General features: G+C 67.6%; 18 protein-coding genes and 3 tRNA genes. 19 read left to right on the top strand and 2 right to left on the bottom strand.

Annotated features, from left to right (window positions below):
* Nucleotides 1-37 precede the first annotated feature (37 nt).
* Nucleotides 38-3,913 carry a DNA-directed RNA polymerase subunit beta' gene (gene rpoC, locus AB663_RS07615; RefSeq protein ID WP_067197557.1) on the top strand — a complete coding sequence of 1,292 codons (3,876 nt, stop codon included), beginning with the start codon at nucleotides 38-40 and terminating at the stop codon, nucleotides 3,911-3,913.
* Nucleotides 3,914-4,008: 95 nt separating this feature from the next.
* On the opposite strand, the gene AB663_RS07620 is transcribed toward rpoC, so the two are convergent.
* Nucleotides 4,009-4,608, bottom strand: a complete 600-nt coding sequence (locus tag AB663_RS07620; RefSeq protein ID WP_067197560.1) for a hypothetical protein — start codon at nucleotides 4,606-4,608, stop codon at nucleotides 4,009-4,011.
* 108 nt (nucleotides 4,609-4,716) lie between these two features.
* Between AB663_RS07620 and AB663_RS07625 the strand changes: the two genes are divergently transcribed.
* The 11 genes from AB663_RS07625 (at nucleotide 4,717) to AB663_RS07675 (ending at nucleotide 12,066) form a co-directional block, all read left to right on the top strand.
* Entirely contained in the window at nucleotides 4,717-5,646 is a 930-nt protein-coding gene (locus AB663_RS07625) for a PfkB family carbohydrate kinase (RefSeq protein WP_067197563.1), read from the top strand.
* An 84-nt stretch (nucleotides 5,647-5,730) separates the two neighbouring features.
* Nucleotides 5,731-5,815 (top strand) — tRNA-Tyr (locus tag AB663_RS07630).
* Nucleotides 5,816-6,055: 240 nt separating this feature from the next.
* On the top strand, nucleotides 6,056-6,328 hold the full coding sequence (locus AB663_RS07635; protein ID WP_067197567.1) for a hypothetical protein: 273 nt from the start codon (nucleotides 6,056-6,058) through the stop codon (nucleotides 6,326-6,328).
* Nucleotides 6,329-6,427: 99 nt separating this feature from the next.
* A complete protein-coding gene (locus AB663_RS07640) occupies nucleotides 6,428-6,880 on the top strand; it encodes a hypothetical protein (protein WP_067197570.1) in 453 nt (150 codons plus the stop codon).
* 34 nt (nucleotides 6,881-6,914) lie between these two features.
* The gene (locus AB663_RS07645; protein ID WP_067197573.1) at nucleotides 6,915-7,406 is read left to right on the top strand and encodes an FBP domain-containing protein; all 492 of its coding nucleotides are present in this window, start codon (nucleotides 6,915-6,917) and stop codon (nucleotides 7,404-7,406) included.
* Nucleotides 7,407-7,450: 44 nt separating this feature from the next.
* On the top strand, nucleotides 7,451-8,248 hold the full coding sequence (locus tag AB663_RS07650) for an enoyl-CoA hydratase/isomerase family protein (protein ID WP_067197576.1): 798 nt from the start codon (nucleotides 7,451-7,453) through the stop codon (nucleotides 8,246-8,248).
* Between the two features lie 118 nt (nucleotides 8,249-8,366).
* Nucleotides 8,367-9,455, top strand: a complete 1,089-nt coding sequence (locus tag AB663_RS17160; protein ID WP_157540974.1) for a hypothetical protein — start codon at nucleotides 8,367-8,369, stop codon at nucleotides 9,453-9,455.
* The gene (locus AB663_RS07660) at nucleotides 9,452-10,246 is read left to right on the top strand and encodes an inositol monophosphatase family protein (RefSeq protein WP_067197583.1); all 795 of its coding nucleotides are present in this window, start codon (nucleotides 9,452-9,454) and stop codon (nucleotides 10,244-10,246) included. The genes AB663_RS17160 and AB663_RS07660 overlap by 4 nt, the downstream gene beginning before the upstream one ends.
* Before the next feature lie 122 nt (nucleotides 10,247-10,368).
* Nucleotides 10,369-11,820: a M23 family metallopeptidase gene (locus AB663_RS07665; protein ID WP_067197586.1), complete on the top strand. Its 1,452-nt coding sequence runs from the start codon at nucleotides 10,369-10,371 to the stop codon at nucleotides 11,818-11,820.
* A 66-nt stretch (nucleotides 11,821-11,886) separates the two neighbouring features.
* Nucleotides 11,887-11,958 (top strand) — tRNA-Thr (locus AB663_RS07670).
* 34 nt (nucleotides 11,959-11,992) lie between these two features.
* Nucleotides 11,993-12,066 (top strand) — tRNA-Met (locus AB663_RS07675).
* Nucleotides 12,067-12,256: 190 nt separating this feature from the next.
* On the opposite strand, the gene AB663_RS07680 is transcribed toward AB663_RS07675, so the two are convergent.
* Nucleotides 12,257-12,847, bottom strand: coding sequence for an NAD(P)H-dependent oxidoreductase (locus AB663_RS07680; protein WP_067197589.1), 591 nt, complete (start codon nucleotides 12,845-12,847; stop codon nucleotides 12,257-12,259).
* A gap of 126 nt (nucleotides 12,848-12,973) precedes the next feature.
* On the opposite strand from AB663_RS07680, the gene AB663_RS07685 reads away from it, so the two are divergent.
* From AB663_RS07685 to AB663_RS07715, 7 genes are all read left to right on the top strand, one after another.
* Entirely contained in the window at nucleotides 12,974-13,996 is a 1,023-nt protein-coding gene (locus AB663_RS07685) for a LacI family DNA-binding transcriptional regulator (RefSeq protein ID WP_257720799.1), read from the top strand.
* Between the two features lie 111 nt (nucleotides 13,997-14,107).
* A complete protein-coding gene (locus AB663_RS07690) occupies nucleotides 14,108-14,974 on the top strand; it encodes a nucleoside hydrolase (protein ID WP_067197596.1) in 867 nt (288 codons plus the stop codon).
* Between the two features lie 47 nt (nucleotides 14,975-15,021).
* On the top strand, nucleotides 15,022-16,326 hold the full coding sequence (locus AB663_RS07695) for an ABC transporter substrate-binding protein (RefSeq protein WP_067197599.1): 1,305 nt from the start codon (nucleotides 15,022-15,024) through the stop codon (nucleotides 16,324-16,326).
* Nucleotide 16,327: 1 nt separating this feature from the next.
* On the top strand, nucleotides 16,328-17,281 hold the full coding sequence (locus AB663_RS07700; RefSeq protein ID WP_083511165.1) for a carbohydrate ABC transporter permease: 954 nt from the start codon (nucleotides 16,328-16,330) through the stop codon (nucleotides 17,279-17,281).
* Nucleotides 17,278-18,114 carry a carbohydrate ABC transporter permease gene (locus AB663_RS07705; RefSeq protein ID WP_067197602.1) on the top strand — a complete coding sequence of 279 codons (837 nt, stop codon included), beginning with the start codon at nucleotides 17,278-17,280 and terminating at the stop codon, nucleotides 18,112-18,114. The genes AB663_RS07700 and AB663_RS07705 overlap by 4 nt, the downstream gene beginning before the upstream one ends.
* Complete coding sequence (locus AB663_RS07710; RefSeq protein ID WP_067197605.1) at nucleotides 18,111-19,001, top strand: ribokinase; 891 nt, start codon at nucleotides 18,111-18,113, stop codon at nucleotides 18,999-19,001. The genes AB663_RS07705 and AB663_RS07710 overlap by 4 nt, the downstream gene beginning before the upstream one ends.
* 4 nt (nucleotides 19,002-19,005) lie before the next feature.
* Complete coding sequence (locus AB663_RS07715; protein WP_067197608.1) at nucleotides 19,006-20,139, top strand: hypothetical protein; 1,134 nt, start codon at nucleotides 19,006-19,008, stop codon at nucleotides 20,137-20,139.
* Nucleotides 20,140-20,142: the final 3 nt, after the last annotated feature.

Consider the following 20,142-nt stretch of genomic DNA (forward strand, 5'->3'; position numbering starts at 1 on the left):
CCAGACTTCTCACAAGAATTCCGACACAGGAGAACTAGTGCTCGACGCAACAACCTTCGATGAGCTTCGCATCGGCCTCGCAACGGCAGACGACATCCGCGCGTGGTCGTACGGCGAGGTCAAGAAGCCCGAGACCATCAACTACCGCACACTGAAGCCCGAGAAGGACGGGCTCTTCGGTGAGCAGATCTTCGGCCCCTCCCGCGACTGGGAGTGCGCCTGCGGCAAGTACAAGCGCGTGCGCTTCAAGGGCATCGTCTGCGAGCGCTGCGGCGTGGAGGTCACCAAGAGCTCCGTCCGCCGTGAGCGCATGGGCCACATCGAGCTCGCCGCCCCCGTGACCCACATCTGGTACTTCAAGGGTGTGCCGTCGCGCCTGGGCTACCTGCTCGACATGGCGCCGAAGGACCTCGAGAAGGTCATCTACTTCGCCGCCTACATGGTCATCTCGGTCGACGAGGATGCTCGTCACCGCGACCTGGGCACCCAGGAGAACAACATCCGCCTCGAGATGAAGACCCTCGGGGACCGCCGCGACGCGAAGATCGCCGAGCGCCTCGCCAAGCTGGAGGAGGAGCTCGCCGCTCTCGAGGCCGAGGGCGCCAAGGCCGACCAGAAGAAGAAGGTCAAGGACGCCGCCGAGAAGGAGATGGCGCAGATCCGCAAGGGCGCCGACGACGCGATCGCCAAGCTCGAGCGCGTGTGGGAGGACTTCCGCACGCTCGAGGTCGGCGCGCTGCGCCCGGAGGACGACGTCTTCCACGAGCTGCAGGACCGCTTCGGCCAGTACTTCGAGGCCTACATGGGTGCCGAGGCGATCCAGCGTCGCCTGGCCGCGTTCGACCTGAACGCCGAGGCCGAGAGCCTGCACCTGCAGATCTCGGAGGGCAAGGGCCAGCGCAAGATCCGCGCGATCAAGCGCCTCAAGGTCGTCAACTCGTTCCTCGAGACCGGCATGAGCCCGGCCGCCATGGTGCTCGACGTCGTTCCGGTGATCCCGCCGGAGCTGCGTCCGATGGTGCAGCTCGACGGTGGCCGCTTCGCGACCTCCGACCTGAACGACCTGTACCGTCGCGTGATCAACCGCAACAACCGTCTCCGTCGCCTGATCGACCTCGGCGCTCCCGAGATCATCGTCAACAACGAGAAGCGGATGCTGCAGGAGGCCGTCGACGCGCTGTTCGACAACGGCCGCCGTGGTCGCCCCGTCACCGGTACCGGCAACCGCGCCCTGAAGTCGCTCAGCGACATGCTGAAGGGTAAGCAGGGTCGCTTCCGCCAGAACCTGCTCGGCAAGCGCGTCGACTACTCCGGCCGTTCGGTCATCGTCGTCGGCCCGCAGCTGAAGCTGCACCAGTGCGGTCTGCCCAAGCAGATGGCTCTGGAGCTCTTCAAGCCGTTCGTCATCAAGCGCCTGATCGACCTCGGCCACTCGCAGAACATCAAGGCCGCCAAGCGCGCGGTCGAGCGCACCCGCCCCGAGGTGTGGGACGTGCTCGAGGAGATCATCCGCGAGCGTCCGGTGCTGCTGAACCGTGCACCTACGCTGCACCGTCTCGGCATCCAGGCGTTCGAGCCTCAGCTCGTCGAGGGCAAGGCGATCCAGCTGCACCCGCTCGTCTGCGCGGCGTTCAACGCCGACTTCGACGGTGACCAGATGGCCGTGCACCTGCCGCTGTCGGTCGAGGCCCAGGCCGAGGCCCGCGTGCTGATGCTCGCGTCGAACAACATCCTGAAGCCGTCGGACGGCCGCCCGGTGACCCTGCCTTCGCAGGACATGATCATCGGTCTGCACCACCTGACCACGGTCAAGAAGGGTGCGAAGGGTGAGGGCCGTGCCTTCGGCTCGGTCGCTGAGGCTCTCCTCGCCTACGACGAGGGCTCGCTCGACCTGCAGGCGAAGGTTCGCATCCGCATCCCCGGCCTCAGCTTCCTCGAGGGCGACGCCCCCGAGGGCTACGAGCGTCACGGTCTCGTCGACGCCTCGCTGGGTCAGGCGATCTTCAACGACGCGCTGCCGAAGGGCTACCCCTTCGTGCGCGAGCAGGCCGACAAGGGCAAGCTGTCGCAGATCGTCAACAAGCTGGCCGAGGAGTACCCGAAGGTCGAGACGGCCGCCACGCTGGACCGCATCAAGGATGCCGGTTTCTACTGGGCGACCCGTTCCGGCGTCACCGTCGCGCTGAGCGACATCCTCACGCCGCCGAACAAGGCCGAGATCGTCGCCGGCTACGAGAAGCAGGCCGCGAAGGTCCAGTCGCAGTACGAGAAGGGTCTCACGACCGACGCCGAGCGTCGTCAGGAGCTCATCAAGATCTGGACCGAGGCGACCGACGAGGTGCAGGCCGCGATGAAGGCGCACTTCCCGGAGGACAACACCATCAACCGCATGGTGTCGTCGGGTGCTCGTGGTAACTGGCTGCAGATCCGCAACATCGCGGGTATGCGAGGCCTGGTGAACAACCCGAAGGGTGAGATCATCCCGCGTCCGATCATCTCCTCGTACCGCGAGGGCCTGTCGGTGGCGGAGTACTTCATCGCGACGCACGGTACCCGTAAGGGTCTCGCCGACACCGCTCTGCGCACCGCAGACTCGGGTTACCTGACCCGTCGTCTGGTCGACGTGTCGCAGGACGTCATCATCCGCGAGGAGGACTGCGGCACGTCGAAGGGCCTCGAGCTCCCGATCGCCGCGCCGAACTCGAAGGGCGAGCTGGTCCGCGACGCGAACGTCGAGAACTCGGTGTTCGCGCGCACCCTGGCGGCCGACGTGGTCGACAGCAAGGGCGAGGTCGTCGCCGCTGCCGGTGACGACGTGGGCGACGTGCTCATCGACAAGCTGGTCGCCGCCGGCATCGAGACCATCAAGGTCCGTTCGGTGCTGACCTGCGACTCGGCCGTGGGTGTCTGCGCGCAGTGCTACGGCCGCTCGCTCGCGACCGGCAAGACCGTCGACATCGGTGAGGCCGTCGGCATCATCGCGGCGCAGTCGATCGGTGAGCCCGGTACCCAGCTGACGATGCGTACGTTCCACACCGGTGGTTCGGCATCGGCGGATGACATCACGCAGGGTCTTCCCCGTGTGCAGGAGCTCTTCGAGGCCCGTACCCCCAAGGGTGCGTCGCCGATCGCCGAGGCCGACGGCCGCATCACGATCGACGAGACCGAGAAGGCCAAGAAGGTCATCCTGACGCCCGACAACGGCGACGAGCCGGTCGTGTACCCGGTGCTGAAGCGTGCGACCCTCCTCGTCGAGGACGGCCAGCACGTCACCGTCGGCCAGCCCCTGCAGGTCGGCACGCTCGACCCCAAGGAGGTCATGCGCGTCATGGGTGCCCGCGAGGTGCAGAAGTACCTCGTCGGCGGCGTGCAGGGCGTGTACCGCTCGCAGGGTGTGCCGATCCACGACAAGCACATCGAGGTCATCGTGCGCCAGATGCTTCGCAAGGTCACGGTCGTCGACCACGGCGACACGAGCCTGCTGCCGGGTGAGATGGTCGACCTGAAGCGCTACCAGCAGATCAACCGCGAGGCCGTGGCCGAGGGCAAGCGCCCTGCGTCGGGTCGTCCGGAGCTGATGGGTATCACGAAGGCGTCGCTCGCGACCGAGTCGTGGCTCTCCGCCGCGTCGTTCCAGGAGACGACCCGCGTGCTCACGCAGGCCGCCATGGAGGGCAAGCGCGACCCGCTGGTCGGTCTCAAGGAGAACGTCATCATCGGTAAGCTCATCCCGGCCGGAACCGGTCTCTCCAAGTACCGCAACATCACGGTGGAGGCGACCGAGGAGGCCAAGAGCGAGCGCTACCCGAACCGGATCTTCGCATCCGACGGGGCGTACGCCGACGGCGACTTCGGCTACGTCGACTTCGACGCGTTCTCGACCGACGACATCACCCCCGGCACCTACAACTGAGGTACGGAGTGACGTGAGAAGGCCCCGGGCATCAGCCCGGGGCCTTCTCCGTCTGCGGCATCCGTCTCGCGCCGTGCCAAGCGGATGCCGGCGCCTCAGTCGAAGAGGCGTGCCACGATGCTGGCCGTGTAGCCGGTGGGTGCGAGATTCGAGTACTTCGTGTCGATGAGGATGCCGTCGCGCCAGAACAGCGTGCGGCCATCCGTGACCGGGTACGTCTCGTCTTGCCAGGTCTTCTCGCAGCGGGTTCCGCCGTCGGGGGTGAAGCACGTGAATCCCTCGGTGGCGACGAGCTGGTTGAGCATGTCGAGGGCGGGGCCGCGGTTCATGCGGGAGATCGTGGTCACGAGGCTCGTGGTGTCTGCGGCGGGGTCTGCCCAGATGCACGTGAGGGTGCCGTCGTCGCCGACGCCGGAGGGCCCGAACGCCGCGTCGTTGAGGGGCACGCCGTCGAGCTGTGCGAGCACGTCCGCTGACAGGATCGCACGGCAGTCTGTGGGCAGGGCGATGGGTTTCGTCGTGCTCGTCGGTGACGGCGATGCGGTCGGGGATGCGGTCCCTGACGTGCTCGGCGACGACGACGCGGCCGGTGTGCCGTCGCCCCCTGGGCCGGCGCCCGATCCGATGGGGCTGCACCCGGTGAGGACGGCGAGCAGGACCATCGCAGCGGCCGCGGTCGTGGTTCGAGCGTTCATGGCCACACCGTACAGCCCTGGGGCGGCGCTGCGACGAGCGACACCGCGGAATCCTTCCGCCGCATCGGAACCGCGGCCGGGGCGAGCCTCGGGCGGTATCGTCACAGGGTGAGCAACGAGACTGCAGCAACAGGTGGAGCCGTCGTCATCGGCGATGCGCTGATCGATGAGATCCGCGACGAACGCGGGGTGCGGGAGCTCGTCGGCGGTGCGGCTCTGAACGTGGCGGTCGGGTTGCGCCGCCTCGGCGTGCCGACCACGCTCATCGCGATGGTGGGCGAGGACGAAGCGGGTGCCCACATCCGGGAGTATCTGCGGGACCACGACGTGGCGCTCATCTCGAGTGCCGCGCCGATGGGGTCGTCCCGCGCCATTGTCACCCGCTCGGCGGCAGGCGAGCCGGAGTACGTCTTCAACGACGCGGCGCAGCAGCGCAGCATCCGCTATTCCGCTGAGGCACGCGACGCGATCTCCCGTGCCGCGCTCGTGGTGACCAGCTGCTTCCCCTTCGACAGGGAGGCGGAGGTCGACGCTCTCGCCGATGCCGTCGGCGATGCGCGTCTCGCGATCGACCCCAATCCCCGTACCGGCATGCTCACCGATCGAGACGAGTTCGTGCGCGGATTCGAGCGCCTCGCGGCTGGCAGCGCGATCGTGAAGGTCGGAGCCGACGACGCTGCCATCCTGTACGGCGGAGACCTCGACGGCCTGCGGACGCGGCTGCGCAACCTGGGCGTCACTGCCGTGCTCGCCACGGCCGGCGCGGACGGCGCGATCATCGAGTCGGATGCCGGCATCGTCTCGGCTCCCATATCGGACCTCCCAGGACGCATCGTCGATACGGTCGGCGCCGGAGACGCCACGCTGTCGGCCGTCGCGGCCTCGCTCGTCGCGTCGCAGCCGACGACCGCGGAGGATTGGCGGACGCTGCTGGTGCGGGCGATGGACGTCGCCGCCGCGACGTGCCGTTCGGAGGGCGGACTCCTCCGAACGCCGGAGTCGCTGGCGGATGCCGAGCGCGGCGTGCACGGCAGCTGAACCCGATTTCTCCCCCCAGCCGCTGACGAGTATGATTGACACTCGTGCCCCCGGTTGGCTGATCAAGTCGGACGGGTGCACTATGGCGAGTTACCCAAGCGGCCAAAGGGATCTGACTGTAAATCAGCCGGCATAGCCTTCGGGGGTTCGAATCCCTCACTCGCCACCAATCTCAGAAAGGGTCTCGCGAAGCGGGACCCTTTCTGCATGCAACGGACCGACCGGGGCCACGGGGCAGGAGTGACGCAGGGAGCCTCGAGCATCCCCGCTCCATCAATCGGGACGAGTCGCCTTCGGTGTGCCACATCACGTCGGCGGAAAGCAGGCGTGTGAAACCGTTCTCTTTGCAGACGGGGCGGGCGAGCGCAACCCTCTGTGCGATGCACCGTGCGAGGACGAGACTCCTGGCATGAGCGAGCACAGATGGGGAGTGCGGACCTCGGTGTCCATCGACGGCACCGCAGTGTTCGTCGCTCAGGACGAAGACATCGACAAGCTGAAGCAGAGGATCGAGCGAGCGGCCGAGACGACGGGGCGTTTCGTGGAGTTCACCGCAGCGGGAGGCAGCGAGGTGCGGGCGCTCGTCGGTCGTGGATCTCGCGTGATCATCATCACGCACCATGGGCCCACGCCGGAGCTGGAGCCGATCGGCCTTCCCACGTTCGGGGAATGGGATCTGTGACACCCGGAGATCGTCTCGAGAGAGAGAAGAGAGGAGGCTGACGCTGAGGCGCTTCTACCGTTTCGCGTAATGAATTGCCTCCCCGAGCGTCTTGCAAGTATGACCGCCATCGATCCGCGCCCGTCGGGTGCCAACGGGGAAGCCGCGTACACCGCCGCGTCGACCCGGCTCGAACGGCGGGCTGCGCTGGACGTCAGCATCGACGACGAACTGCTGCGCGGTGAGCTCCGAGGCCCGAGCCTGCCCGATGCCGTGCGAGGGACGCTCTCGCTGCTCGTGGAGCACGAGCTGGCGGGGGAGGAGCCGCTGACGGAGAAGGCGTTCCTCGCCGCGGGTCCTCTCATCGGCACGCTGTCCGCCGCGCGTCGACGCAGACGACTCGAGGCGCTCGTCGAGATGAACCTTGCTCGCCGCGACGCCGATCGCGTGCGTCCCACTGTCGCGGGCATCGCCGCAGTGCGACCCGTGTCCACCGCTCCTGCTGACGAACGGCCGGCGCGAGAGCTGCTTCGACGTCTGCGGCGGGGAGAGATCGACAGCATCCGGCGCTGAGCTCCTCGAGCCGGGCCGTGCCTAGACTGGACCGATGCGACCGCTCACCGAAGCAGACGTCCGCGCCTCTTTCGTCAATGCGGATGCCGACGACCTGCGGGTCATGGAGATGCCTCACGACTTCCTGCTCGTCGACTGGGACTACCTCGACTTCTTCGCGTGGCGCGACCCCGGTGCGGGGCGGAGGGGCTACGTGCTCGTCCAGCATGAGGGCGAGATCCGCGGGGTCGTCCTGCGGGTCTCCGAGCCGGGGCGAGCCCGCTCGGGCATGTGCAACATCTGCCACACGATGCAGCCCGGCACCCAGGTGGCCCTGTTCTCGGCGCGTCGCACGGGGGAGGCGGGCCGGCGGGGAGACTCGGTGGGAACCTACATGTGCGCCGACCTCTCGTGTCACGACAACGTGCGTCTCGCGCATCCGCTCGCACCGAACGAGATCAGGGCCGCGGGGCAGGTCGACCTGCGTCTCGACGGCACGCGCCGGCGCATGGAGCGGTTCGCCGCGAGGGTCTGGGGAGACGACTGACCCGATTACGCTGGACGCAGACGTCCGTGCTCGAAGGAGATGCCATGAGCGACCCCATCCTGTTGTCCGTCGATGAGGGGATGGCACGGCTCACGCTGAACCGGCCCGCTCGTCTGAACGCGTTCAACGCTGACCTGGCCTACGCATGGCGCGATGCGACCGCCGAAGCCGTCGGGCGACCCGACGTGCGTGCGGTGCTCATCGATGCCGCAGGCCCCTCCTTCTGTGCAGGCGGTGACGTCATCGACATGGCGACGTCGATGGGAGCCGCGGAGGACATCACGGCGCTCGCCGAGGTGATCAATGCCGGCATCCGTTCGCTCACGGAGTCCGCGGTACCCGTCGTCGCGGCCGCGCATGGCACGACCGCGGGCGGAGGGCTCGGGATCCTCCTCAGCAGCGACTACGCGGTGGTCGGGTCGCGGTCGAAGCTCGGAAGCCTGTACGCCAACATCGGGCTCACGCCGGATCTCTCCGTGTCGGCGCAGCTCGCCAGGGCGGTAGGACAGCGGCGCGCCTTGCAGCTCGTGCTCCAGGACCGCCTGCTCTCGGCGGCCGAGGCCGTCGAGTGGGGCCTCGTCGCCGAAGCGGTGGAGGGAGCGGATGCCGAATCCGAGGGCGAACTCGTGCGACGGCGCGGTGAGGAGATCGCCCGGTTCTGGCTCGCCGGAGCGGCCGAGGCGTACGGACAGGCCAAGCGCCTGGTGCGTTCGCAGCCGGAGCGCACGTTCGCCGAGCAGCTGAGCGAGGAGGCGCGCACCATCGGGACCGCCATGATGACTCCTGACGCTCAGGCGCGCATCGCGGCGTTCGCCGCGGGTTCGGCGCGGAAGTCCGGATGACCGCTCCTGCACAGCACGACATCTCACCCCGAGTTTGCACATCCCGGCGTGAGCTCGGGTGCTCCGGAGGCCTGCGCATGCAAGGATGATGGCATCCGCGCTCTACGAGAGGATCGCCATGGCTCAGCCTGAGATCGCGCCAGCCGAGAAGAAGAACATGTCACTCCTCATCCGAGGATCGATCTGGATCGCCATCGGGGCGCTCATCGCAGCCGCCATCGTGTGCGTGATCTGGGTGCTCCTCGGCGACCAGGACGGCCTCATCGGGCGCGCCTTCCTCACGATCCTGCTGCTCGCGGCTTTCGCCGGGATAGCGATCCTCGAGGCAGGGCTCGCACCGAACCGTCCGGACTGGCTGGCGCTGCTCAGCATGGTCTCGTGGATCATCGCCCTGCTCGTCGGTGCGTTCAAGATCTGGCTTCCCGAAGACGATCCGTACTTCGGCGCGGGCGAGAGGTTCTTCCAGCTGCTCATCGTGGTCGGCATCCTCCAGCTCGCGCTGCTGCACGTGCGACTCTTCACAAGGGCGGCCGCGCGCCATGTGACCGCGTTCACCCGCGTCATCTTCATCGTCACGATGGTCTTCCTGGCCGCGCTCGTCGGAATGCTCGTCTTCTATCTGACCTTCCCCCACAACTTCGACTTCGGCGAGCTCTACTGGCGGATCGTCGTGGCGCTGACCATCCTCGTCGCCGTCGGCACCACGCTGATCCCGTTGCTCAACGCGCTCTTCGCTCCGAAGAAGCCGGCGCCTGCGGCACCGCACGTCCCCTCGTGGCCGACGTACGCAGACGGCGTGACGCCTCTTCCCGCGCTGCCTGACGCGTCCCCTGACTGGAACGCGTACTACACGGGCTACCCGTCGGTCCCGCAGCAGCAGTTCGCGCAGCTCGGAGCCCCCGAAGCCGGCGTGCCTGCCGTACCGGTTCCGACGGCACCTGTCCACGGGGTTCCTGCACCCGGCGCATCCGCACCGTATGACGCGGCGCCTCACGCCTCAGCGTCGGCACCAGCCGCCGCCCCCGAGGCCTCGGCCCTGAGCCTTCCCGGTGAGCCTGCGCCGCAGGATCCGCCTGCTCCGCAGGAGCCTCCGGCGCCTCCCAGCCCGCCCGCGCCGCCGACACCTCCGGTGCCGCCCGCGCCTCCGGTGCCACCGGCCGCAGGCCAGGCAGGGTTCCCGCCCGCACCGCCGGCTCCTCCGCAGTGAGCGCGCCGCAGGAGCTGGTCGAGCTCGCCGCCGAGCTCGCTCGTGAGGCAGGAGAGCTCGCGCGGCGGCGCCGGGCTGAGGGCGTGCACCTCGCAGCGACCAAGTCGTCTCTCGCCGACATCGTGACCGACGCCGACCGCGAGGTCGAGGAGCTCATCCGCGGGCGCCTTCGCGACGCGAGACCGGCTGACGGGTTCTTCGGCGAGGAATCGGATGCCGAGACAGGCGAGTCAGGCGTCACCTGGATCGTCGATCCCATCGACGGCACGGTCAACTACGCCTACGGCATCCCTTCGTACTGCGTGAGCATCGCCGCAGTCGAGGGCGGCACGAACCCAGACGAGTGGCGCGCGCTCGCCGGAGCCATCTTCGCCCCGGCGCTCGGCGAGCTGTTCACGGCGGCACGCGGTGAGGGCAGCTGGCTCGACGGGCGTCGCCTTCAAGTCTCCGAGCCGACGGGCGCCGGTGCGCTGCTCGCGACCGGGTTCGGGTATGACCCGGCCACACATGAGGGCGATCTGGCGACCGTGCGCCGTGCAATGACGATGGCGCGCGACCTCCGGCGGGCGGGCGCTGCCGCCCTCGACCTCGCCTACGTCGCCGCAGGACGCCTCGACGGTTTCTTCGAGAGGGGCCTGAAGCCGTGGGATCTCGCTGCCGGTTCGCTGCTCGTCAGCGAGGCCGGCGGTTCGGTGTCGCGCTTCGACGTCGACACCGAACGACCCATGCTCGTCGCGGGGAGTGCTCCCGTGCACGATCGCCTGACCATGCTGCTCCGCGAGCAATCGTGACGAATTCATGGCATTCTCAGCCGACCAAGGGTAGTGTTTACCCGATCGTTACTTTCGTCGCCCCCGAACCGACGAAGGTTGTAAGCGCCCCCGAGCTTCACGTCTGACCCGAGAGAACCGTTTTGCCCTTCGAGAACAACACGGCTGCCCCTGCGCCGACGCGCCGATCCAGCCGCCTCCGCACGGCGGCTGCTGCCGCCCCAGCGGCATCCGTGGCAGGAGCGTCTGCACGCATCTCCGAGGAATCGGCGGCACACTCCGTCCCTTCGTCGCGGCGTGAGGCTCGCCGGCGACTGGCCTCGGCTGAGGTTCTCGTCGCTGCGGCCGCGGTTGCGCTCGATGCCAAGCCTGCCGCACAGGTGGAGCTCAGCGGAGACGTCGTCGCCCCGAACCCGCTCGCTGCAGCCGGCGCAGCGGTCTCCTCCTCCCGGCGCTCGACCTCTCGATCGCGAGCACCTCGGCCCGCAGTCGACGAGAGCCTCGCCGCGGACGTGGTGATCGGTCACGCGGGGGATGTCGTGCTCACGGCCGTCGAGTTCCCGGACGCTTCCGCTTCGGGTGCTCGCATGACGGACGATTCCGGTACTGCAGTGCCGCCCGCGGAGCAGCCAGCTGCGGCGGAGGGGCCGACAGTGACGGGCGGAGCAGACTCCACCGACCGCGCGGCCCACTCCCGCGATGCGTTCGAGGAAGCCGCGCGCGCCTTCCGCGTCGCCGCGAGCACCGCGACATCGAGCCAGACCGAGCGAGTCCAAGCGGAGCAGGACGATGCTCCCCAGGGGGCGGCCGACGCCGCGGCTGCCGACCACGTCGCTCGTCGCCGTACCCCCGCGCGCAAGTTCGTCGCGATCGGCGCGACGATGGGTGTCATGAGCCTCGCGGGGCTGCTCGCCGTGTCGATGACGGTGCCCGCTGAAGCCCTCGCAGCGGTGAACGGTGCACAGGGCGCCGCGTCGACCTCGCTCATCGCGGCATCCGGGAACGCGAGCGCCGATGCGACTCGCGGTGGCGACGAGATCCAGGCCTTCGTCACATCCGCCGAGGCGCAGGGCGGTTCCCTGGCTCGTGCGGAGGACTTCTCCACCGTCTCCCTCGTCGAGCTCGCCTCGGAACAGGGGATCAAATACTCCAACGAGGTCTTCACGAACGATCCCGATGCGGCGATCCAGTGGCCCTTCCTCGTCGGCGTCGGCATGAGCTCTGGATTCGGTCCGCGGTGGGGCCGCATGCACGAAGGGATCGACTTCGTCCCCGGTGAGGGTGCGCCGATCCAGGCCATCGCCGACGGCACGGTGCGCATCGCCACCGAGCAGGGCGGAGGCTACGGTGTGACCGTCTACATCGACCACGTGATCGACGGCCACGTCGTGACGAGCCACTACGCGCACATGCTGTACGGCTCACTGCGTGTGAAGGCCGGCCAGACCGTGAAGGTGGGCGACATCGTCGGTCTCACCGGCAACACCGGGCACTCGTTCGGAGCGCACCTGCACTTCGAGATCATCATCAACGGCAGCCCGATCGACCCGCTCCCGTGGCTTCGAGCGAACGCCGGACGGTCCTCGCTCGACTGATCCCTCGATTTCATGAGAACGCCGGAGAGATGGTATTCTCGTGTGGTTGCCCCGCGAGGGCAGCACGCCCCGATAGCTCAGTGGCAGAGCACTTCCATGGTAAGGAAGGGGTCGTCAGTTCAATCCTGACTCGGGGCTCGCAGTATTCGCATCTGCGGTGCGGATGCGATGCGGCAGGGTAGCTCAGTTGGTGAGAGCGCACGACTCATAATCGTGAGGTCGCGGGTTCAAGCCCCGCTCCTGCTACAGATCAAAACCCCCGGAATTCCGGGGGTTTTGTCGTATCCGGGTGCGTTCGAGCATCGCAGCGCGAGGCGGCTTCGGAAGAGGGCTTCCGTCCGGCGATCTCGCCCCCTCATCACTGACCCGAAGCACGGGGGGCGTGACCGCCCGTGTGGCCGCCCAGTTCGATGTCGAGGAAGCGGCGAGGCACTCGTCAGCGAGCGTGAATCGCCGTGAGTACGGCATCGATCGACGCACCCACCGCCGCGCGGCGGTGAGCGTCGTCGTCGGTCTCCGAGTCGTGCACGAACGTCATCGCTCCACGCTCGGCCCCGCAGAAGTCGATGATGCCGTGCTGAATCTGCGTCCGCATCGCACGCTCGTACTCATGCCGCTCGTATACCCCGGCGTCATCCCCAGCGACGGCGATCACGTGGACGGCCAGACGTCCCAGCTGACGGCGGATGCCTCCCTCCGCTCCGATGGTGAAGGCCCACCCATTGGCGAAGACGCGGTCGATCCAGCCCTTCAGCAGAGCGGGCATGGCCCACCAGAACACCGGAAACACCAGCACCAGATCCGTCGCCCTGTCGATGCGTCGCTGCTCACGAACGACGTCCGCGGGAGTATCGGCACCCGACTTGTAGTTTCGTCGATCAGCCAGGGTGAAACGAGGGTCGAACCCCTCGTGCGCGAGATCAGCGCGCTCGACGTTCCCCGGGCCCAATGCGCCGGCCAACTCATCGGCGATGCTCGAGCTGAGAGACGGAGTATGAGGGTGGGCCGTCACGATCAAGACCGTCATGTCTCCATTGTCCCGTGCCTCCGCGAGGGTTGCGCAGCTTCCGCGGAGGAACCCTTCGCGCGGCGATGCTCCGAGCCGCGGAACATCTACTGGGGTAGAGTCCGAGTGGCACCCATGGGAGGACTGATGAGTTCTGGCGCGCGCGCGACACGCAATGACGTGGCTCGACTGGCGGGGGTGAGCACCGCCGTTGTCAGCTACGTGCTCAACGACGGCCCTCGCCCCGTCGCTCCGGACACGCGTAAGCGCGTGCTCGCGGCGATGAAAGAACTCAACTACCGCCCGAACGCTGCGGCCCGGGCGCTGGCGACCCAGCGAACGCGCGTGCTCGGTCTCATCGTGCCCGACCTCAGCAACCCGTTCTTCGCGGAGTTCGGCAGCATCGTGCAGAACGCTGCTTTCGTTCGCGGCTACGCGCTCCTTCTCGGTGAGACGAACTCCGATCCGGCGCGCGAGCGCTCGCAGGTCTCCTCCATGCTCGAGCGCGAAGTCGACGGTCTGATGACCTTCGGCATCCAGGATGTCGAGCTCGTGGACATGCTCAGCAACACGGACATGGCGCTCGTGTCGATGGACTGGCAGCTGAGTGCGAAGTCGGTGGCCACGGTCATGGTCGATGACTATCAGGCGTCTCGCGACGCCGTGGCGCACCTCGCCGAGCACGGGCACCGCTCGATCGCCTTCGTGGGAGGTCCGGGCAACCTGCTGGTGTCGCAGGATCGTCGGCGGGGATGGATGGACGAGATGCGTGCGCGCTTCGGCGAGGCGCCGTTCGACGGCCTGGCCTACGAGGCGCCGCATACCCGCGAAGGGGGTTACGAGGCGGCGCGAGCGATGTTCTCGTCCCCCGAGCCGCCGAGCGCCGTCTTCGTCGGCACGGATGCGCAGGCCATCGGAGTGCTGCATGCGTGTCACGAGAGCGGCGTCCGCGTGCCCGAGGAACTCGCCATCGTCTCGTTCGACGGAACGAGGGAGTCTGCGTTCAGTTCGCCGCCGCTGACGTCGATACAGCTGCCGATGGGGGAGATGGCGGAGCTCGCCCTGGACAAGCTTCTCGCGCACGGGACGGCCGACTCCGATCTCCATGTGATCGTGGCGCACGAGCTCGTGGTTCGGAGGTCCTGCGGGCTGCACGCGGCGAACGGCTGACAAGAGCGATCTCCTGAGGGTTGCGATTGGCCATCTACGCGGGTAGAGTCTACCCGCGTAGCACCCCATAACCGAGGCGACGAAGACCGCCCCACACTCGAAAGAGCGAACATGCACCAGAGCACCTCCTTCACTCTCGACACCGACATCGGCACGGATGTCGACGATCTGCTCGCGATCGCCATGATCCTCGGGAGCCCGGAGCTGGAACTGGACGCCGTCTGCACGGTCTACGGCGACGTGCATCTTCGCGCCCAGATCGTCGCAGCCGTGTTCGCGACGGTCGGCCGCCCGGCTCCGCCGATCGCCCTGGGGGAGCGCGAGACGCGATCCGGCCGTGAGGTCTGGTGGGCAGGGCACGAGGGCGAGACCATCCAGGGTCTCACGGAGCACACCTACGCCGCCGACCGTGACGGCGTCTCCGAGCTCGCGGCGGCACACACCGTCGCCGCCATCGGCCCGCTGACTGACGTGGCGGCTGCAGTCGAGAACCCGGACCACGGCATCCGCCGCATCGTCATGATGGGCGGCGAGTTCAGCCGTGGGATCGTCGAGCACAACATCCGCTGCGACGTCGCTGCCGCCGATGAGGTCTTCGAATCCCGGGTTCCTCTCCTGGCCGTGGGCCTCGAGCAGACCGAGCGGATCCGCCTGGCGCACGCCGAACTCGACCGCATCGCCGAGGCCGGGCCGCTCGGTGCGATGATCGGCGCGGAGATGCGCCGCTTCTGGTCCTTCGCCGAGCAGGACTACAACGTCCCGCACGACCCCATCGCGGTCCTCACCCTGGCGCGACCTGACCTGTTCGAGGTCACGCGCGGCGTGATCACGGTGCAGACCGAGGGTAAAGACGCCGGCCTGACCCGCTTCGCACCCACCGCCGACGGCCCGCACGAGATCGTGACCGACATGGACGAGGAGGCCGTGGCCACCGAGATCCTCGAGCGAATCCTTCGCGCTGCTCAGCTGCATCCCTGAACCAACCGTCGAGAACGAACCCGAACACCACTCAACGAGGAGAACACATGAACACCCGAGCACTCCGCGTCGGCGCATTCGCCACGGCGCTCACCATCGGCGGCGTCGGCCTCGCCGCCTGCGCCCCGTCCGGATCCGGCGGAGGTTCCGACGCCGGTGAGAAGGTCACGCTCACCTTCGCCAACGCCGATCCTGCAGAGACCTGGGACCTGGTGATCAAGGCGTTCGAGAAGTCGCACCCGAACATCGCCGTGAAGCAGCTCAACATCCCGTACGCGCAGTACACCAGCACGATTAACCAGCGAATGACCGGCGGCGGCGGTGACATCGACGTCATGGTCGTCGACGCAGGCGGGGCCGTGCTCGACTGGGCGAAGCGCGGGTTCCTCGCCGACATCTCCGATCTCAAAGAGGATGCGGTCGCGGCGGCCCTGAGCGAGGACATGGTCACCGCACGAGAGGCCGACGGCAAGCTCTACGCGCTGGAGACCTGGACGACATCGCAGTTCCTGTACTACAACGTCGACATCCTGGCCGCGGCCGGGATCGAGCCGCCCGTCGATGACCCGGCGCAGCCGTGGACGTACGAGGAGCTCACCGCTGCCGCGCAGAAGATCAAGGATGCCGGAGCCGCGGAGTACCCGTTCCTGTTCGATCAGTGGGACTCCTATTACCAGCTGCAGATGGTCGGGGTCTCCGCGGGAGGCGGGGACGGCATCGATGCCGAGGGGAACGTCGACTTCTCGAACGAGGGGTGGCAGAAGGCGCTGACCTGGTATCACGACCTCTTCGAAGACGGTCTCTCGCCGCGAGGCATCACGAACGACAAGAACGGCGCGCTCTTCCAGACCGGCAAGGCCGGCTTCATGATCTCGGGGCCGTGGGGCGTGAATGTCGCAGAGGCCGGAGACATCACGTACGGCGTCGCTCCTGCCCCGTACTTCGAGGGCGGTGAGGCTGCCACGTCCACCGATTCCTGGTCGGTGGCGATCTCTGCGAAGACCGCGAAGAAGGATGCTGCGCGCGAGTTCCTCGAGTACCTGACGATCGATCCGACGGGGAACGCCGAGTCTGCGGAGGTCGCCGGCATCGCGCCGACGAACAAAGAGGCATACGCGAAGTACGCCGAGAAGATGAGCGCTCTCGGCGGAGAGGCGACGGCGAACTTCGGCGCCATCATGCAGTACCAGCTCGAGAACAACGCCGTCCATCGTCCCGGCGTGGTGGGATACAGCGTCTTCGAGCCAGGCGCCAATCAGATGTTCTCCGACATCCGCAACGGGTCGGACCCGGCCGAACGTGCGGCGCAGGCGGACGAGGACATCGAAGCGCAGATCGCACGCCTCAAGTGACATGACCAAGATCCGCACAGAACGCTCCGTGGCGATCGGGGGACCGTCCCCGGTCGCCACGGGCGGCGACCTCCGGCCGCTCAGGCGCCGCAAAGCCAGGCGTCTCACGCTCATCGCGATCGCGATGCTGTCCCCTGCTCTCATCGCGCTCATCACGATGCGCGTCGTACCGCTCGTGAGCGCCGTCGGCCTCAGCTTCCAGCATGTCTCGCTGGCGACGGGGGAGACCGCCTTCGATGGTCTCGCGAACTACATCTATCTGTTCGGCGACGCCAACTTCCATTCGGTGCTCGTCGTGACGCTGGTGTTCAACCTCGTTCTGAACCCGGTCATCGTCGTCCTGTCCACGGCACTCGCGCTCCTGCTCGTGCAGAACATCCCGCTCGTCGGGTTGTGGCGGTCGATGATCTTCGTCCCTGCCGCGGTGCCGGGAGCGGTCGTCGCCCTCATCTGGAGCACGGCGCTCCAGCCCGACGGTCTCGTCAACGGACTCCTCGAGGCGGCAGGTCTCCCCGCTCAGCCCTTCCTCACTTCCGCCAATCAGGCGGCGTTCTCCATAGGCATCATGGTGACGTGGGGTGCGCTGGGGTATTGGATGATCTTCATCATCGCCGGGCTCAAAGACATCCCCGGATCGCTCTACGAAGCCGCGGCGCTGGATGGCGCGGGCTGGTGGCGGCGGCTCTTCTCCATCACTCTTCCGCTGCTCAAACGGCCGATGGCGTTCGTGCTGATCGCCTGCACCGTCGGATCCTTCCTGCTCTTCGCTCCGGTGCAGATCCTGACCAGGGGAGGCCCGAACGGCTCCTCGAACCTCATCATGTACGACATCTACAACAGGGCCTACCTGCTCGGCGACATCGGCGTCGGACAGGCCGAGGTGGTCGTGCTGATGCTCATGCTCTCGGTGATCGTGCTGATCCAGTTCCGGCTGCTGAAGGAGGACCGCTCATGAGGCGCACACGCGGAGCGACCGTCCTGCTCACGACGGCCGCGGCATTGGTCGCTGTCTCGGTCTTCCTCCCGCTCTGGTGGGTGTTCGCATCGTCGATGCGCCCGGGGAACAGCTATGTGGAGAACATGACACCACTGTCATGGCTGGCGTTCATCCCGATCGGCGGCGACTTCTCGAACTACTCCGCACTCGGATCCGGCGCGTTCCTCCTCGGTCTCTTCAACAGCTTCCTGGTCGCCGGGCTGACCATCCTCGCCGGACTCGCGATCGCGATCCCGGCCGCGTACGCGCTCGCCACGATCGAGTTCCGAGGTCGCGGCGTGATCTTCAGCTTCATCATCGTGGTCGCGATGATCCCGTTCGACGCGATCGCGATCCCGCTGTCGTCGCTGTTCCAGGGGTGGGGGCTCAGTGATTCCTACGCCGGGCTGGTGCTGCCTGCGCTGGCCAACGGATTCGCGATCTTCGTGCTGCGGCAGTTCTTCATGGGCGTTCCGGGCGAGTTGATCGATGCCGCCGAGGTCGACGGCCTCGGACGCTTCGGCACCCTGTGGCGCATCGTGCTGCCGCTGTCGAAGCCGGCGCTCATCGGCGCGGGCATGATGCTGTTCCTCTCACAATGGCAGGCCTACCTGTGGCCCCTGCTGATCGGCACGTCGCCCGAACGGCAGCTGGCACCGATCGTGCTCGCGAACCTCAGCACCGCGTTCACGGTCGACCTGGGGCAGATCCTCGCCGGATCGTTCGTGCTGAGCATCATCCCGATGATCCTGTTGCTCTTCTTCCAGAAGCAGTACACGGAGTCGCTCTCGACGACGGGACTGAAGGGATGACGGGACGAATCATCGTGGTCGGTTCGCTCAACCTCGACACCACCCTGCGAGTGGACCGCCTTCCCGGTCCGGGCGAGACCGTGCACTCCGAATCGGTCGTGCACGCACCGGGCGGCAAAGGGGCGAACCAGGCCGTCGCGGCGGCTCTGCTGGGCGGCCGGGTGCGTTTGATCGGCGCAGTCGGCGATGACGACGCCGGCCGGATGCTGACGATCGCGGCTGTCGCGGCCGGCGTGGATGTCGCCGGGGTGCGCCGGGTGCCGGTGCGCACCGGGCAGGCGACCATCATCGTCGATCGTGATGCGGAGAACGTGATCGTCGTGGATGCGGGTGCCAATGCGAGCGTCGACCCGACGCAGGTGCCCGAGGACCTCACCGCGGCTGACGTCGTCGTCACAGGCAACGAGGTGCCGGACGCGGTGGTGATCGCTGCCGCGGAACGCGCGGCATCCGTCGGAGCCATGGTCGTGCACAACCCGTCGCCGTTCAGACCGCTACCTGGACGCATGCCGCGTCCGCAGGTGCTGGTCGTGAACGAGCACGAGTTCGCGCTGTGCGGCGGGAGGCTCGAACCGGTCGTGGTCCTGCCTCCCGCCCTCGAGGATGCGGCATTGGTCGTCACGCGCGGAGCGCAGGGGGCGTTGGTGTTCGAGCGTGGGGGCGCCGCAGAGGTGCCCGCGATACGAGTGGAGCCGGTGGACACGAGCGGATGCGGCGACGCCTTCCTTGGTGCCATGGTCGAGAGGATCGCGGCCGGATGCCCGGTCGTCGAGGCCGTGGAGAGAGCCATGCTGGTCGGCGCATTCGCCGCCACCCGGGAGGGCACGCAGTCCTCGTATCCGACCGCGTCTGAGCTACGGGTCTTCCAAGACTCGCGGAAGGGGTGATGTCATGCCGACTCCCGTCATCGTCGTCACAGACCTCTACCTCCCTCCCGAGGATCCGGGCGACAACTTCGATCTCGTGTTCCCCTTCGCCTCGGAGCGGGTCGATCTGCGTGCCGTGATCCTCGACGTGTCCATCGAGAAGCGCGAGTCCGTGAAGGAAGGGGTGATCGGCTATCCGGGACCACGCGATCCGGGCATCATCCCGGTCGCGCAGCTGAACGCGCTCTTCGGCACGCGGGTGCCCTGCGGCATCTCCCCGTTCGCCCGCATGCGCGATCTCGACGACGAGATGCGCGACGTGCCACGGTTCCAGCAGCAGGGCCCGGAGCTGCTCCTTGAGGTGCTGCGAACGTCCGCGGAGCCCGTGCACATCATGTCGTTCGGGTCGGCTCGGCCGATCGCCGTCGCATTGAACCGCGACCCCGGGCTGATGCGTGAGAAGGTGGCCGCCATTCATCTGTCGGCGGGATCGACGACGCTCGACTACCTCGAATGGAACGTCTACCTCGATCCGATCGCGATGCGCCGAGTCGTCGACTCCGGTCTCCCGCTCGCCCTTTACCCCTGCGCCTCGGCGGTCGACTGCTACACGCTCGACGTGCACAACACGGTGTGGTGGCTCGAGAACCTCGCGTGGATCGAGGACATGCACCCTGGACTGCGTCGCTACCTCCTCTACGGGCTCGGCGGCGAATCGCGCATCGACTTCCTCCGTGCGCTTGACGAAGATCCGTCGCCGGAGGTGGCGCGCCGGGTCTACGGGCGAAGGCACGCGGTATGGGAGACGGCCGCGTGGATGGTGGTCTCCGGATCGCAGCTGGTGCGGCGCGCGGACGGCACACATCGGATCGTCGGCGCCGCCGACGTGGCCCCCGACGACGTGATCATCCCCAATGAGCTGGTCCCGGCCCGAGTGCGCTCGCACGAGACCGGTCTCTACACCTTCGAGATCACCGAGGCAGCGGGTGATCGGGTCAGGGTCTTCCGCCGGGAAGACCCTGCGGAGTACGAGAAGGCTCTGCAGGAGGCCCTTCCAGCGCTGTATTGCGGCTTCGCCCCGCCGGAGTGGCAGGGCTCGACCACGGGGACTCTTCGTGATGCCGAGCACCGCACGTACGCGGGACCCCTGAGCGTCTGATCG

This window comes from Microbacterium sp. XT11, from assembly GCF_001513675.1.
In the GTDB taxonomy this organism is placed as follows: Bacteria; Actinomycetota; Actinomycetes; order Actinomycetales; family Microbacteriaceae; genus Microbacterium.

What these genes read in the sequence shown, in the direction of transcription:
- AB663_RS07620 (WP_067197560.1), bottom strand. Translation starts at nt 4,608, where the DNA reads ATGAACGCTCGAACCACGACCGCGGCCGCTGCGATGGTCCTGCTCGCC.
- AB663_RS07635 (WP_067197567.1), top strand. Translation starts at nt 6,056, where the DNA reads ATGAGCGAGCACAGATGGGGAGTGCGGACCTCGGTGTCCATCGACGGC.
- AB663_RS07640 (WP_067197570.1), top strand. Translation starts at nt 6,428, where the DNA reads ATGACCGCCATCGATCCGCGCCCGTCGGGTGCCAACGGGGAAGCCGCG.
- AB663_RS07645 (WP_067197573.1), top strand. Translation starts at nt 6,915, where the DNA reads ATGCGACCGCTCACCGAAGCAGACGTCCGCGCCTCTTTCGTCAATGCG.
- AB663_RS07650 (WP_067197576.1), top strand. Translation starts at nt 7,451, where the DNA reads ATGAGCGACCCCATCCTGTTGTCCGTCGATGAGGGGATGGCACGGCTC.
- AB663_RS17160 (WP_157540974.1), top strand. Translation starts at nt 8,367, where the DNA reads ATGGCTCAGCCTGAGATCGCGCCAGCCGAGAAGAAGAACATGTCACTC.
- AB663_RS07680 (WP_067197589.1), bottom strand. Translation starts at nt 12,847, where the DNA reads ATGACGGTCTTGATCGTGACGGCCCACCCTCATACTCCGTCTCTCAGC.
- AB663_RS07685 (WP_257720799.1), top strand. Translation starts at nt 12,974, where the DNA reads ATGAGTTCTGGCGCGCGCGCGACACGCAATGACGTGGCTCGACTGGCG.
- AB663_RS07690 (WP_067197596.1), top strand. Translation starts at nt 14,108, where the DNA reads ATGCACCAGAGCACCTCCTTCACTCTCGACACCGACATCGGCACGGAT.
- AB663_RS07695 (WP_067197599.1), top strand. Translation starts at nt 15,022, where the DNA reads ATGAACACCCGAGCACTCCGCGTCGGCGCATTCGCCACGGCGCTCACC.
- AB663_RS07700 (WP_083511165.1), top strand. Translation starts at nt 16,328, where the DNA reads ATGACCAAGATCCGCACAGAACGCTCCGTGGCGATCGGGGGACCGTCC.
- AB663_RS07705 (WP_067197602.1), top strand. Translation starts at nt 17,278, where the DNA reads ATGAGGCGCACACGCGGAGCGACCGTCCTGCTCACGACGGCCGCGGCA.
- AB663_RS07710 (WP_067197605.1), top strand. Translation starts at nt 18,111, where the DNA reads ATGACGGGACGAATCATCGTGGTCGGTTCGCTCAACCTCGACACCACC.
- AB663_RS07715 (WP_067197608.1), top strand. Translation starts at nt 19,006, where the DNA reads ATGCCGACTCCCGTCATCGTCGTCACAGACCTCTACCTCCCTCCCGAG.